This is a genomic window from Pseudomonas sp. B35(2017), from assembly GCF_002113645.1.
In the GTDB taxonomy this organism is placed as follows: Bacteria; Pseudomonadota; Gammaproteobacteria; order Pseudomonadales; family Pseudomonadaceae; genus Aquipseudomonas; species Aquipseudomonas ekonensis.
The window spans coordinates 77,974-90,951 of record NZ_NEIZ01000017.1; the positions used below are offsets into that span (position 1 = coordinate 77,974).

The 12,978-nt window shown below is 65.0% G+C and carries 11 protein-coding genes and 1 pseudogene; 3 read left to right on the forward strand and 9 right to left on the reverse strand.

Annotated features, from left to right (window positions below; all coding sequences use genetic code 11):
* Nucleotides 1-5: 5 nt before the first annotated feature.
* Genes CAG41_RS22840 through CAG41_RS22850 form a run of 3 tightly spaced genes read right to left on the reverse strand, consistent with a single transcriptional unit; the run spans nt 6 to nt 1,757 of the window.
* Complete coding sequence (locus CAG41_RS22840) at nt 6-266, reverse strand: phosphopantetheine-binding protein (RefSeq protein ID WP_085585367.1); 261 nt, start codon at nt 264-266, stop codon at nt 6-8.
* Nucleotides 247-1,056, reverse strand: a complete 810-nt coding sequence (locus CAG41_RS22845; protein ID WP_085640388.1) for a 1-acyl-sn-glycerol-3-phosphate acyltransferase — start codon at nt 1,054-1,056, stop codon at nt 247-249. The genes CAG41_RS22840 and CAG41_RS22845 overlap by 20 nt, the downstream gene beginning before the upstream one ends.
* Entirely contained in the window at nt 1,032-1,757 is a 726-nt protein-coding gene (locus tag CAG41_RS22850; RefSeq protein ID WP_085585363.1) for a beta-ketoacyl synthase chain length factor, read from the reverse strand. The genes CAG41_RS22845 and CAG41_RS22850 overlap by 25 nt, the downstream gene beginning before the upstream one ends.
* Nucleotides 1,758-2,121: 364 nt before the next feature.
* Between CAG41_RS22850 and CAG41_RS22855 the strand changes: the two genes are divergently transcribed.
* On the forward strand, nt 2,122-2,892 hold the full coding sequence (locus CAG41_RS22855; protein ID WP_085585361.1) for a ParA family protein: 771 nt from the start codon (nt 2,122-2,124) through the stop codon (nt 2,890-2,892).
* Nucleotides 2,893-3,001: 109 nt separating this feature from the next.
* Here the strand turns inward: CAG41_RS22855 and trxC are convergent, their stop codons facing one another.
* Nucleotides 3,002-3,436: a thioredoxin TrxC gene (gene trxC, locus CAG41_RS22860; RefSeq protein WP_085631024.1), complete on the reverse strand. Its 435-nt coding sequence runs from the start codon at nt 3,434-3,436 to the stop codon at nt 3,002-3,004.
* A gap of 237 nt (nt 3,437-3,673) precedes the next feature.
* On the opposite strand from trxC, the gene CAG41_RS22865 reads away from it, so the two are divergent.
* Both CAG41_RS22865 and CAG41_RS22870 read left to right on the forward strand, forming a co-directional pair.
* Nucleotides 3,674-3,943 carry an AbrB/MazE/SpoVT family DNA-binding domain-containing protein gene (locus CAG41_RS22865; RefSeq protein WP_085640384.1) on the forward strand — a complete coding sequence of 90 codons (270 nt, stop codon included), beginning with the start codon at nt 3,674-3,676 and terminating at the stop codon, nt 3,941-3,943.
* Nucleotides 3,943-4,305, forward strand: a complete 363-nt coding sequence (locus CAG41_RS22870; protein ID WP_085640382.1) for a type II toxin-antitoxin system PemK/MazF family toxin — start codon at nt 3,943-3,945, stop codon at nt 4,303-4,305. Before CAG41_RS22865 ends, CAG41_RS22870 begins: the two co-directional genes overlap by 1 nt.
* 6 nt (nt 4,306-4,311) lie before the next feature.
* On the opposite strand, the gene selO is transcribed toward CAG41_RS22870, so the two are convergent.
* The 5 genes and pseudogenes from selO to CAG41_RS29270 form a co-directional block, all read right to left on the reverse strand.
* Nucleotides 4,312-5,775: a protein adenylyltransferase SelO gene (gene selO, locus CAG41_RS22875; protein ID WP_085585353.1), complete on the reverse strand. Its 1,464-nt coding sequence runs from the start codon at nt 5,773-5,775 to the stop codon at nt 4,312-4,314.
* Between the two features lie 48 nt (nt 5,776-5,823).
* On the reverse strand, nt 5,824-9,177 hold the full coding sequence (gene mscK / locus CAG41_RS22880; RefSeq protein WP_085585351.1) for a mechanosensitive channel MscK: 3,354 nt from the start codon (nt 9,175-9,177) through the stop codon (nt 5,824-5,826).
* Between the two features lie 34 nt (nt 9,178-9,211).
* Nucleotides 9,212-10,954: a potassium/proton antiporter gene (locus tag CAG41_RS22885; RefSeq protein WP_085631022.1), complete on the reverse strand. Its 1,743-nt coding sequence runs from the start codon at nt 10,952-10,954 to the stop codon at nt 9,212-9,214.
* A 178-nt stretch (nt 10,955-11,132) separates the two neighbouring features.
* Nucleotides 11,133-12,005: a methyl-accepting chemotaxis protein gene (locus CAG41_RS29265; RefSeq protein ID WP_371916646.1), complete on the reverse strand. Its 873-nt coding sequence runs from the start codon at nt 12,003-12,005 to the stop codon at nt 11,133-11,135.
* Nucleotides 12,006-12,035: 30 nt separating this feature from the next.
* Nucleotides 12,036-12,758 (reverse strand): annotated as a pseudogene (locus tag CAG41_RS29270) (MCP four helix bundle domain-containing protein); the annotation flags it as partial.
* Nucleotides 12,759-12,978 lie beyond the last annotated feature (220 nt).

The following is a 12,978-nucleotide window of genomic DNA, read 5'->3' on the forward strand; positions in this document are numbered from 1 at the left end:
GGGTCTCAAGCTGCCTGTTTGGCCGTGACGAAAGCCGCGAGGCTGGTCACGTTGGCGAAGTGGTTGCGGGTGTCCTTGGCATCGGCGTCGATCTTGATGCCGTACTTTTTCTGGATGGCCAGGCCCAGTTCCAGGGCGTCGACGGAATCCAGGCCCAGGCCTTCGCCGAACAGCGTCATGTCGTCGCCGATGTCGTCGACGCTGATGTCTTCGAGGCCCAGGGCATCGATGATCAGCCGTTTTATCTCACGGTGCAGATCGCTCATCTTCGGCGAGCTCCTTAATGAAAAGTTGGTGCAAATAATCGTTGAGCTTGCGCGAGGCCTGGGGTGCGGGCCCCTGCGCGGCAAAGGTCTGTGGGTCTATATCGGCGCCGACGCGAAAACTGAAATGCACGCGGCGGCTGGGGATCCGATACCAGGGTTCGGCCTTGGTCAGCGTGGTGGGGCTGACCTTGATGATCACCGGTGTGAGAAGTCTGGCACCGCGCAGCGCGATGGCCGCGGCCCCCCGATGAAAGGCCGGCGCCTGGCCCGGGCGGGTGCGGGTGCCTTCGGGGAAAATGATCAGGGGCTGGCCGTCCTTCAGGGCGTCGGCGGCGGCATCGAGCATTTCCAGGCTGCCGTCGTTGCTGATGTAGCCGGTGCGGCGCAGCGGGCCGCGGGTGAACGGGTTGGTCCACAGGCTCTGTTTCACCACGCAGTTGGCGTGGGGCACCAGGCCGATCAGGAACACCACGTCGATCAGCGACGGGTGGTTGGCGATGATCATCTGGCCGGGCCGGCCGAGGCGTTCGGCGCCCTGGATGTCGTAGGTCAGCACGCCGGTGCGGGCCATGAACCGCACGAAGAACCAGAACAGCCGGCTGACGGTCTGGCGCGCCCGCCGGCGATGGGCCTGGGCGTCGCCCGGCAGGCAGGCCAGCAACGGAAACACCAGCAGGCGCAGGCACAGGCCGCCGAGCCCGAACAACGCGAAGCTTGCGGCAGTGGCCAGCAGGCGCCAGTGGTAGGCGTCGCGGTGTTTTCCGGTCACAGGTTGCGTTGCCAGGTCCATACTCGATTTTTCCAGGCATGTTGGCAAAGGGTTTGCTGGCCGAGCAGGGTCTGCACAAGGTTCAGCGCGTGGGGCCAGTGCGCGTTGGACAGCGCACCGGGGGCGCTGTTCAGCGTCAGCCGCCAGCCGGTGCCCGGCGTCAGCAGCAGGCCGAGGGCGTAGGGGAACGGCACGTCGTCGATCCACGCCGAATAGGCCTGGGGCGGCTGTTCTTCGGCGATCACCAGCAGGACGGCCGGTGCGCCTTCGTCCAGCAGTGCGCAGGCTTCGAGCATGCCGTGCTCCAGCCCGTCGCCGGCGGCGGCGAGCGCGGTCATCTCGCTGGTTTCGCCGCGCATGATCGACCACAGGCCGATGATCGCGTTGTGCACCGACAGGCTGAACTGGGTCGGCGACAGTGGCTGTTCCGTGGCCAGATCGCTGAGGATGTCGAAGGTGCGCGGGGTCTCGCCGTGCCGCGACACGAACACCAGCGGCAGGTCGTCCCGGCCTTCGGCCAGGGGCCAGCCGACGCTGAACGCCATCCGTGCCAGACGGCTGAGACGGCGGCGCTGCATGGCCGGCAGGAACGACACATCGGGGGCGGCGTCGCTGGCCTCGGGCACGAGCGGCCGCTGGCTCCATTCCTGCCAGGCCTGCTCGCTGTCGAGCCCCGGGGCCCATGCGCGCCATTGGGCGATGTTGAAGTTGATCACGGACATTCATCCCGCCCCTGCGGGCTTCGTTGACGCGGTTCGACCGATGCCGCGGCCGGGCTTCAGGTGCCGTGGGCGCGGCGCTTGGCGCCGGGTGGCGCGCATTATCCCGGTGCGACGAGTGTGTAGCAAATGTTGGTTACATTTTGTACAGCACAATGTACCGAATGGTACGCATTGCGGACTGCCGGTGGCTATTTTCCAGATTGAGCAAGCCGTGTCTGTCAGCCAAGTCAGCGTGAGCGGGCAGAGTCTGCGCGAATGTTGTCGGCTATTTGCGTATGACCTTGTAGTCCGCTTCGGCGAAGGTAGCGAAGCAGGGCCAGGCGCATCTACACTCGGTCATTCTTTGATGGACGGAGGTCTAGTCATGCGGCGCGTGGTGTTCAATCAGAAAGGTGGCGTGGGCAAATCCAGCATTGCCTGCAATCTGGCGGCGGTCAGCGCCAGCGAAGGCTATCGCACGCTGTTGGTGGATCTCGACGCCCAGGCCAACTCGACCCAGTACCTGACCGGGCTCACCGGGGAAGACATCCCGATGGGCATCGCCGACTTCTTCAAACAGACGCTCTCGTCGGGGCCGTTCTCGAAGAAGAACCAGGTGGACATCTACGAGACCCCGTTCGACAACCTGCATGTCATCACCGCCACCGCCGAGCTGGCCGACCTGCAGCCCAAGCTTGAGGCCAAGCACAAGATCAACAAGCTGCGAAAGCTGCTGGAAGAGCTGGACGGCGAGTACGACCGGATCTACCTCGACACCCCGCCGGCGTTGAACTTTTATGCCGTATCGGCGTTGATCGCCGCTGACCGTGTGTTGATCCCGTTCGATTGCGACAGCTTCTCGCGCCAGGCACTGTACGGCCTGATGGCGGAGATCGAAGAACTGAAGGACGACCACAACGAAGCGCTGGAGGTGGAGGGCATCGTGGTCAACCAGTTCCAGGCCCGGGCCAGCCTGCCCCAGCAGATGCTCGACGAACTGATCGCTGAAGGCCTGCCGGTGCTGCCGGTTTACCTGGCCAGTTCGGTCAAGATGCGTGAGTCGCACCAGGCCAGCATCCCATTGATCCACCTGGATCCGCGGCACAAGCTCACCCAGCAGTTCGTCGAGCTGCACAACCTGCTGACGGACGCCTGAAAAGGGTAGGAGCGAACCTGCTCGCGATGAGGGACGTTTGCTCAGCGCAGATGCCGAACGGCAAACCGCCTTCGCGAGCGGGCTCGCTCCCACATTGTTGGGGCCGCTGTCAGATGCCCTGGCTGCGCAGCCAGGCCATCAGTTGCGGCAGCGGAAACGCGCCGCTCTGGCGCGCCACCTCTTTGCCGTTCCTGAACAGGATCAGGCTCGGGATCGAACGGATCCCCAACTGCGCCGACAATTGCTGATTGGCCTCGCTGTCGAGCTTGGCCAGCCGGCATTTGCCCGCCAGTTGCGCCGCGGCCTGCGCGAACACCGGCGCAAACGACTTGCACGGCCCGCACCAGTCCGCCCACACGTCCACCAGCAACGGCAGGTCGCCCTTGATCTGGCTGGCGTAGTCGCCCTGATTCAGCTCGAAAGGCTTGTCCAGCAGGACATCGGCCTTGCAGCGCCCGCATTTCGGGTGGTCGCCCAAGCGATCGGCGGGGATGCGGTTGAGGCCGTTGCAGGTGGGGCAGGGGATGAGGAGTGCTTCAGTCATGGGGATTCTTCGATAGGCGTTCGGTGAGCATTAATTGGTGTCGCGGGAGCGAATTATCAATGTCGCAACTGCTCACAGTTTCAACCGGTTCCCGGCTCGAATCAAAACTACGCTGCAAGGCACCTGAACGTTTTGTGCGTCTATCGTCAGGAGATCGCTTTGCCTGAATCTGCGTGCTACTTTTGTTGCACTTTCGGGGAGTCCAACGACTCCTTTTTCTCGGAACGGAGTGACGCCATGTCTGTGACCTCCAGGATCCGTCGCCAAGGTGGGGCGGCGATCATCACGATACCGCCGACACTGCTCAAGCTCATGCACCTCGAAGTGGGGGCGCAGCTTGAACTGAATGTGGTGGATGGCGAACTGATTGCCCGCCCGGTGGATCCATCCGCACGTAAACGCTACCGGTTGTCTGAGCTGCTTGAGGGGGCCGAGCAGCTTCAAGAGTTGAATGCTCAGACGGCTGAAGCCCGGGAAGGCAGTCCGATCGGGCGGGAATTGGGTTGATGGTGCGCAGGCAACCCCCGCAGCGGGGGGATGTGTACTGGATTGATCCCAATCCCGTTGCCGGAAGGGAAATGATGAACCGCCACCGCTTTGTCGTTATCACGCCATGCGAGATCAACGCGTTGGGCGTCAGCATGACCGTCCCGGTGACCAGCGGAGGCAACTTTGCCCGCAGTTCTGGCCTTGCCGTGACCGTCAGCGGCCATGAGACCAATGGTGTGGCGGTGTGCAACCAGGTGCGAAGTTTCGATATCGAGCAGCGCGTGCGAGAAGGCTCGGCCAAGTTCATCGAGCGGTTGGACGACGTGACGATGGCGGACATCGTCGCCCGTGTCGTGAGCGCCATCGACCCTCTGGAATGAAACGGCTCACGACGAACAACTGATCTCCAGATGCTTGCCCCACTCCGGCGGTCGCTCGGCGTAGCTTTCCATCCCCGGCTGTTCCTCGAACGGCTTGCTCAGCACCGCGTGCAGGCGGCGAACCTCTGAATAGTCGCCGCTCTCGGCCGCTTCGATGGCCCGCTGGGCCAGGTAGTTGCGCAGTATGTACAGCGGATTGACCGCGTGCATGCGCGCCCGGCGCTGGTCCTGGCCGGTGTCGCCGTCCCGTGCGGCGCGGGCGACATAGCGCTCGCCCCAGGCATCGAAGCCCTTGATGTCGACGAAGTCGTCGCGCAGCCGGGCGACGGCCTGCTCCGCCGGCTCTTCGCCCAGGCGGCGGAAGAACAGGGTGTAGTCGACGCCGCTGTTCTGCATCAGTTGCAGCAACTGTTCGAGCAATGCCTGATCCCCGTCCTCGGCGGTGGTGAAGCCGAAGCGGCGGCGCATCAGGTCCAGGTAATGGGCCTGGAACAGCGGCAGGTACAGGCCGAGGGTTTCGCGCAGGGCCTCGACGCTGATGAACGGCGTCAGGGCCTGGGCCAGGGCGCTGAGGTTCCACTGGCCGACCGGCACCTGGTTGCTGAAGGAGTAGCGCCCCTGGTCGTCGGAGTGGTTGCAGATGAAGTGGGCGTCGAAGTCGTCGAGGAAGGCATACGGGCCGTAGTCGAAGGTGATGCCGAGGATCGACATGTTGTCGGTGTTCATCACTCCGTGGCAGAAGCCGTAGGCCTGCCATTGGGCGATCAGTCCGGCGTTGCGCTCGACGATCTCGCGGAACATCGCCAGGTACGGTTCCGGTTGTTCCAGGCAATGGGGGAAATGCTCGGCCAGCACGTGTTCGCCCAGTTGCTTCTGCTGCTCGGTGCGCTGGGTGTAGTAGAAGTATTCGAAGTGGCCGAAGCGGATGTGGCTCGGCGCCAGGCGCAGCACCATCGCCGCGCGTTCCTGTTTCTCGCGCCATACCGGGGTGTCTGAGCCGATCACGCACAAGGCGCGGCTGGTGGGGATGTTCAGGGCATGCAGCGCCTCGGAGGCGAGGAACTCGCGGATCGACGAACGCAGCACCGCACGGCCGTCGCCCATGCGCGAGAACGGCGTCTGCCCGGCGCCCTTGAGGTGCAGGTCCCAGTGTTCGCCGGCATCGTTGACCGCTTCGCCCAGCAGCAGGCCGCGACCGTCGCCCAACTGCGGCGTGTAGCCGCCGAACTGATGCCCGGAATAGACCATCGCCCGTGGTTCGGCCTCGGCCCAGAGCTTGTGGCCGCCGAACAGTTCGGCGAATTCCTTCGTTTCGGCCGTTGCGGGGTCGAGATCCAGCAGCGCCAGGGCGGCCGGGCTGGCGACCACCAGCCGCGGATTGTCGATGGGGTCGGGCAGCACATGGGCCGAGAACGCATCGCCCAGGCGGGCGAAGCGGTTGTCGAAGGTCAGTTCGTCGAGGGCTTTCAAGGGCCGGCTCCAGCAGAATGTCCGAGCATTCTGCTGGGAATAGGCCGGTTAGTCGAGCTTGGCCGGCGGCGGTTCCTGCAGCGGCTTTTGGTTGTCGGCGACCGGCACGATGGTTTTGGCCTCGGGCTCGATGGGCACCATCTTGTATTCCTGGCCGTGGAGGTTTTTCAGGTAGACCTCCATCTGGCGGAACGAGATGTTGATGTGCTGCTTCTTGAACTCGCGGTTGATGAAGCGGTTGACCTCGTCGATCACCGGGTTGCGGTCGCCGAGGTCGCGCACGTGCATGCGCAGCTCGTGGTCCAGGGTGCTTTCGCCGAAGTTGAGGAAGTACACGTGCGGCTCCGGCTCCTTGAGCACCCGCGGGTTTTCCCGGGCGGCCTTGAGCAGCAGTTCCTTGACCAGGTCCAGGTCCGAGCCGTAGTCCACGCCCAGCTTGAGCGTGACCCGGGTGATGGTGTCGGTCAGCGACCAGTTGATCAGTTGCCCGGTGATGAACGTCTTGTTCGGGACGATGATGTCCTTGCGGTCGAAGTCGGTGATGGTGGTGGCGCGGATGCGGATCTTGCTCACCGTGCCCGACAGGTTGCCGATGGTGATGGTGTCGCCGATCCGCACCGGGCGCTCGAACAGGATCATGATGCCGGAGATGAAGTTGGCGAAGATCTCCTGCATGCCGAAGCCCAGGCCCACCGACAGCGCCGCCACCAGCCATTGCAGCTTGTCCCAGCTCACGCCGAGGGTCGAGAGGGTCGAGACGAAGCCGACCCCGGCGATCACGTAGGACAGCAGCGTCGTGGTGGCGTAGGCGCTGCCCTGGGCCAGGTTCAGTTTCGACAGCACGAACACTTCGAGCAGGCCCGGCAGGTTGCGCGCCAGGGCGAAGGTGATGCCGATGATGATCAGCGCGCCGAGCATGTCGCCGATGCTGATCGGCACCATGCTCATGTTGGCGCCGGTGCCGCTGGTGTATTCGTAGAGGGTGACGTTGTCCAGGTACGAGAACACCGTGATCAGGTCCGCCCACGCCCAGTACAGCGCGGCGATGAAGCCGCCGAGCAGGGCCAGGCGGATCAGGCGCAGGGACTGTTCGTTGACCTTCTCGATGTCCAGGGTCGGCTCTTCGATGACGGCCTCGCCGTCGCCGGCCTCCTTGGCCGCCTGCCGCTTGGCCAGCGCCCGTTGGTAGGCCAGGCGCCGCGCCGCCACGGCCAGGCCGCGCACGAAGGTGGCCTCGATGACCAGCCAGAGCATCAGCAGGTACAGGGTGTTGATCAGGCGGTCGCTGAGCTTCAGCGCGGTGTAGTAGTAGCCGAAGCACACGGCGACGAACAGCGCGATCGGCAGCAGGGTGAACATGATCCCCACGGCCTTGCGAAACAGCGAGGCGTTCTCGTGGGTCGGGCTGCTGATCAGCAGGCGGCTGAGCAGCCAGGCCATCAGGGCGTAGCAGGTCAGCACCACCGGCATGCCGATCACGTCGTCGGCCAGCGCCGCCGGTTGCAGCTCGGCGACCGCCACCACGGCCACCAGCGCCATCACCACCAGCCCGAGCCGGCGGATCCAGCCCTGGAGGAACTCGACCTGCGGCTTTTCCCAGCGGAAATGCAGCTCGGCCACGCCGCCCGGCGCCAGGATCCGGTAGGCGGTGTAGAACACCAGCCAGGCCTGGGCCATCTGCAGCAAGGCCGCGCCCATGTTGGCGTTCTGCCCCCGGGCGTCGATCTGCAGGGCCAGGCCGCAGAGGGCCAGGCCCAGGGTCACCGGCATCGCCAGCAGGATGTTGATCAGGATCGCCTGAGGCGTGTGCCACTGGCTGTCGCGCTTGAAGTGGCCGATGTCCTGGTGGACCTTGTTCAGGCGCGCATACAGGTGCTTGCGCCGCCACAGCAGCGCGCCGATCAGCAGCGCCAGCGGCAGGAACAGCAGCGGACGCTGGGTCAGGCCGTCGGTCAGTTCGCTGAGGCTGGAGGCCAGCGGCAGGGTGTCGATCTGCCGTTTGAGGCGCTCCGGAATGCCGCGCATCCATTCCAGGTCCAGCGGCTTGTTGCTGGGGATCCAGAACATCTGCTCGTCGAGGGTCGCGCGCAGGCTCTGGGCGGTGCTCAGCAATTGCTTCTGGTTCAGTTGCAGGGTGATCGATTCGTTGAGCACCGCGCTCAGTTCGCGGTTCAGGCGCTCCAACAGGTCGGCGCGGGTGTTGGCCAGCTCCAGCAGGCTTTTGCGCAGTTGCGGGGTGACTTGCTCCGGCGGCTGGGTGGACAGCAGGTTGTCGACGTAGGCGGCCGGGTTGCTCAGCAGCTCACGCTGCTGGCTGACTTCGAACTGGTACAGGCGGATGTCGGCGATCTGGTCCGCCAGGTCACGGTCGACCCGCAGCCGCGGCAGCGCCTGCTTCTGCTTGTAGAGGATCTTGGACAGCAGCAGGCTGCCCTTGAGCACGTTGATCTGCTCGTCGAGGGCCGAGTCGCTCTGGGTCAGGCTGTCCAGCTGCTGCTTGGTCTGCAGGTTCTGCTGGGTGACTTCGTTGAGGCGGTCGGTGCTCTTGAGCAAGTAGTCCGAGAGTTTCAGGTTGGCCGCGCTTTCGGTGGCCAGCAGGCTGCTGCCGCCGGCCTTCTGGGCCTCGATGGACTGTTGGGTGACGGTCTCCTGGGACTGGGCCAGGCGCTTCTGGTTGATCAGGGTCTGCAGTTCCTGAAGCTCGCGGTCCAGGCGGTCGGACTTCTCCGAGAGCAGGTCATGCTGGCTGTTGCCCAGGTCCTGCAACTGGCTGTTGCCGGCCAGTTCCTGGCGGCGCAGCGGGATCAGGGCGTTCAGGGCCACGAGTTCGGCATTGAGCAGGTCGCGCTGTTCGGCGGTTAGCGGCTTGCCGCTGTCCTTGCCGGTCTTGAGCACGGTGTTGATCTGCTGGATGCGCGTCTGGCTGCCGGCGATCTCGGCCTGGGCGCGCTCGGGGCGGGTCTGGGCGGTGATGATCAGGCTGTTGGCGTCGGCCAGGGCCTTCTGCATGTCACTCTGCTGGGTCGAGCGCTCGGCCAGCATCTGTTCCAGTTGCGCGATCGATTCCTTGGGGAAGCGCTGCGCCACCGGCACCACGCTGCTGGCCTTGAGCCGCGTCAGTTCGCGGGTGTTGTCGAGGGTCTGCTTGGGGGCGGTGGCCAGCTGCTGCTTGAGGTCGCTCAGCTTGCGTTCGTAGTCGCGCCGGTTGTTGAGCTGGGTCAGCGTGTTCTGCAGCACTGTCTGCAGGGCCTTCTGGTCGGCCTCGGGCAGTTTGCGGTCGGCGATCTTGTCCAGGCTGGCCTGCACGGCTTCGCTGGACGGCGGCTCGGCGGCGTGGAGCGGGCCGACGGAAAGACTCAGGCCCAGCAGGGCCGCGGCGAAAAAGGAACGCAGGGTAGGCATAGAGACCGGTCAAGCAAGTGAAGGTGGACGCAGTTTAGAGGAAGAGCCCGGGGCCCGGGCGACTTCCTTCGGGGAATCTGACGCCCACTTTGCCGATCTTGTTCCCGTCCATGACCGCGACCGTCCAGTGGGTGTTGTTCCACTCCACCTGGTCGCCGACCACCGGGGCGCCCCCGACTTTCTGGGCGATGAAGCGGCCCAGGGTCATGTCCGGATCGATGCCCTCGGCGGACAGGCCGTAAAGGGCGGCGACGGCTTTAAGCTGGGCGTCTCCTTCGAGCACGAAGTCGCCGAAGAAGCGCAGGTCCAGGCCCCGCTGCGGCGCCTGGCTGAACAGTTTTCCGAGGGCCGGCAGGTTGTGTTCGTGGCCGATGACGCACAGCAGATCGTCGACTTCCAGCACCGTACTACCCGACGGATGGAGCAGTTGCTGGCCACGGAACAGGGCTGCGATGCGGGTGCCTTCGGGCATTTTCAGCTCGCGCAGGGGCGAACCGATGCACCATTTCTCCGCGCCGAGGCGGTAGACGAACAGCTCCCACTCACTGGTGACGTGCACCTCCAGCGCCGAGCGGGAGATCGGCGCCGGCTCCGGCGGCACGGTGACCTTCAGCAGGCGGGCGACCCAGGGCAAGCTGGTGCCCTGCACCAGCAGCGACACCAGCACGATGAAGAAAGCGAGGTTGAAGTACAGCTGCGCATTGGGCAGCCCGGCCATCAGCGGGAACACCGCCAGGATGATCGGCACCGCGCCGCGCAGGCCGACCCAGGAAATGAAGGCTTTCTCGCGGCCGTGGAACGCCTTGAACGGCAGCAGGCCGACCACCACCGACAGCGGCCGGGCGAACAGAATCATCCACAGCGCCAGGCCCAGGGCGGGCAGGGCGATGGGCAGCAGGTCGTGCGGGGTGACCAGCAGCCCCAACACCAGGAACATGCCGATCTGCGCCAGCCAGGCCATGCCGTCGAGCATGTGCAGGATGCCGTGGCGGCTGCGCACCGGGCGGTTGCCGATCACCAGGCCGCACAGGTAGACCGCCAGGAAGCCGCTGCCGTGCAGGGCGTTGGTCAGGGCGAACACCACCAGGCCGCCGGCGATCACCAGGATCGGGTACAGGCCGGTGGCGAGGTTGATCCGGTTGACCAGTTGCAGCATCAGCCAGCCGCCGCCCAGGCCGATCACCCCGCCGATGCCGAACTCGCGGATCAGGTGGGTGAGCAGGCTCCAGTGCAGGCCGGTCTGGCCGCTGGCGAGCATGTCGATCAGGGTGACGGTGAGGAACACCGCCATCGGGTCGTTGCTGCCGGATTCGATCTCCAGGCTGGCGGTCACCCGCTCGTTCAGGCCTTTGCCGCCGAGCAGCGAGAACACCGCCGCGGCGTCGGTGGAGCCGACGATGGCGCCGATCAGCAGGCCCTGGATCAGGTTCAGGTCGAACAGCCAGGCCGCGGCCATGCCGGTCAGGCCCGTGGTGATCAGCACCCCGACCGTGGCCAGCGACAGCGCCGGCCACAGCGCCACGCGGAAACTCGACACCCGCGTGCGCAAGCCGCCGTCGAGCAGGATCACCGCGAGCGCCAGGTTGCCGACCAGGTAGGCCGTCGGGTAGTTGTCGAAGATGATCCCGCCGCCGTCGACCCCGGCGGTCATGCCCACGGCGAGGATGATGACCAGGATCGGGATGCCCAGGCGGGAGGACAGTGAGCTCACCAGAATGCTTGCACCTACCAGCAACGCGCCGATCAAGAACAGGCTGTTGATGGTCGTCGCATTCAAAGGCATCACTCCAGAAAAGCGTAAAGGCGGGCACGGACTGACCATGCAGTCTGTGTGCCAGCGATAATAACCTGCGCAAATGCGCGGCTGTCAAAGAGCTTTTTGCGCACCCCTTGCGATACCGCGGACAGACTTGGATTTTGTGGTGAGGGAGCAGGCTCCCTCACCGCTGGAGGGCTTAGAGGCTGAAGCGGCCGACCATGTTGTTCAGATCCAACGCCAGGCGCGACAGTTCGTTGCTCGCCGCACTAGTCTGATTCGCACCGGTGGCCGACTGCACCGAGAGGTCGCGGATGTTCACCAGGTTGCGGTCCACTTCCCGCGCCACCTGCGCCTGCTCTTCGGCGGCGCTGGCGATCACCAGGTTGCGCTCGTTGATCTCGACGATGGCGCTGTTGATGGTGTCCAGCGACAGGCCGGCGCCGCGGGCGATGTTCAGGGTCGATTCGGCGCGTTCGGTGCTGTTGCGCATCGAGTCCACGGCGTGTTCGGTGCCGCTCTGGATGCTGCCGATCATCCGCTCGATCTCGCTGGTCGACTGCTGGGTGCGGTGGGCCAGGGCCCGCACTTCGTCGGCCACCACCGCGAAGCCGCGACCGGCTTCGCCTGCACGGGCGGCCTCGATGGCGGCGTTGAGGGCCAGCAGGTTGGTCTGGTCGGCCAGGCCGCGGATCACGTCCAGCACCTTGCCGATGTCGCGGGATTCGTTGGCCAGGTCGCCGATCAGGGTGGCGGTGCTCTGCACGTCGGCGCTCATGCGTTCGATGGCGCTGACGGTCTCCATCACCAGGTCGCGGCCGTCGCCGGCGGAGGTGGTGGCGTGCCTGGAGGCTTCGGAGGTGCTGACCGCGTTGCGGGCGACCTCTTCCACGGCGCTGGTCATTTCGTTGACCGCGGTGGCGGCCTGCTCGATCTCGTTGTTTTGCTGGGTCAGGCCACGGGCGCTTTCGTCGGTGACGCTGTTGAGCTCTTCGGCGGCGGAGGCCAGTTGGGTGGCCGAGCCGGAGATCCGCTGCAGGGTATCGCGCAGCTTGGACTGCATCTTGGCCATGGCCGCCAGCAGGCGACCGGCTTCGTCGCTGCCATCGACGTGGATCGAGCGGGTCAGGTTGCCTTCGGCGATGGTTTCCGCCGCGTCCAGGGCCTTGGCGATCGGCTTGGTGATGCTGACGGTCAGCAGCCAGGCGAACAGGAAGGTCAGGCCGGTGGCGATCACCAGCAGGCTCACCACCAGGGTGAACGCGGTGGCGTACTGGTCGGCGGCGTTCTGGTTGGTCTTGCTGATCTGCTCGCCGTTGATCTGCATCAGCTGGTTGAGCACGGTGTTGATCGCTTCGGAGTTGTCCAAAAGCTCGGTGTTCACCAGATTGCGCAGCGCATCCACCTGATTGTTGCGCGACAGGGTCTTCATCCGGTCTTCGATCTGGCGGTACTGCGCCAGCAACTGCACGTAATGGTCATAGGCGGCACGTTCCTGCGGGCTGCTGATCAGCGGCTCGTAGTCGGTCTGGGCCTTGCGGATCTGCTGGTTGCGCATCTCCAGCAGCTCGATGGTCTTTTGCTGGACGTCCGGCTCGCGGTTCACCAGCAAACGGTACGACAGCACCCGCAGGCGCAGGGACAGCTGGGTGAACTCGTCGAGGTTCTTGATGCTCGGCACGCTGCTGGTGGTGATGTTCTCGGCGGCGCTGCGGATGTTGCTCATCTGGTTCAGGGCGAAGACGCCGAGGATCAGCATCAGGGCGCCGATCAGCGAGAAACCGGTGAAGGCCCGGGGGGCGATGTTCATGTTGCGAAGGGACATTGGGGATACCAGGAAGGGCCGCGTCCTTGCGGGCTGAGACTGCTGTTGGCTGACTTATCGGTCATGGGATGGAAGTCTTGAGCCCCTGTGCGCATTTGCCGCATCGGGCCCCAAGCGACGAAGTGCAGGAACCCAATCGGCCGACGGCAGTCTCTAAAGCTCGCGAGAACGGTCGACCGCCAGGAAAATCAAGGCCTTGCGCCGGTTTAACCCTGGCATC

Coding starts and splice junctions, on each gene's coding strand:
- CAG41_RS22840 (WP_085585367.1), bottom strand. CDS start 266: ATGAGCGATCTGCACCGTGAGATAAAACGGCTGATCATCGATGCCCTG.
- CAG41_RS22845 (WP_085640388.1), bottom strand. CDS start 1,056: ATGGACCTGGCAACGCAACCTGTGACCGGAAAACACCGCGACGCCTAC.
- CAG41_RS22850 (WP_085585363.1), bottom strand. CDS start 1,757: ATGTCCGTGATCAACTTCAACATCGCCCAATGGCGCGCATGGGCCCCG.
- CAG41_RS22855 (WP_085585361.1), top strand. CDS start 2,122: ATGCGGCGCGTGGTGTTCAATCAGAAAGGTGGCGTGGGCAAATCCAGC.
- trxC (WP_085631024.1), bottom strand. CDS start 3,436: ATGACTGAAGCACTCCTCATCCCCTGCCCCACCTGCAACGGCCTCAAC.
- CAG41_RS22865 (WP_085640384.1), top strand. CDS start 3,674: ATGTCTGTGACCTCCAGGATCCGTCGCCAAGGTGGGGCGGCGATCATC.
- CAG41_RS22870 (WP_085640382.1), top strand. CDS start 3,943: ATGGTGCGCAGGCAACCCCCGCAGCGGGGGGATGTGTACTGGATTGAT.
- mscK (WP_085585351.1), bottom strand. CDS start 9,177: ATGCCTACCCTGCGTTCCTTTTTCGCCGCGGCCCTGCTGGGCCTGAGT.
- CAG41_RS29265 (WP_371916646.1), bottom strand. CDS start 12,005: ATGGCCAAGATGCAGTCCAAGCTGCGCGATACCCTGCAGCGGATCTCC.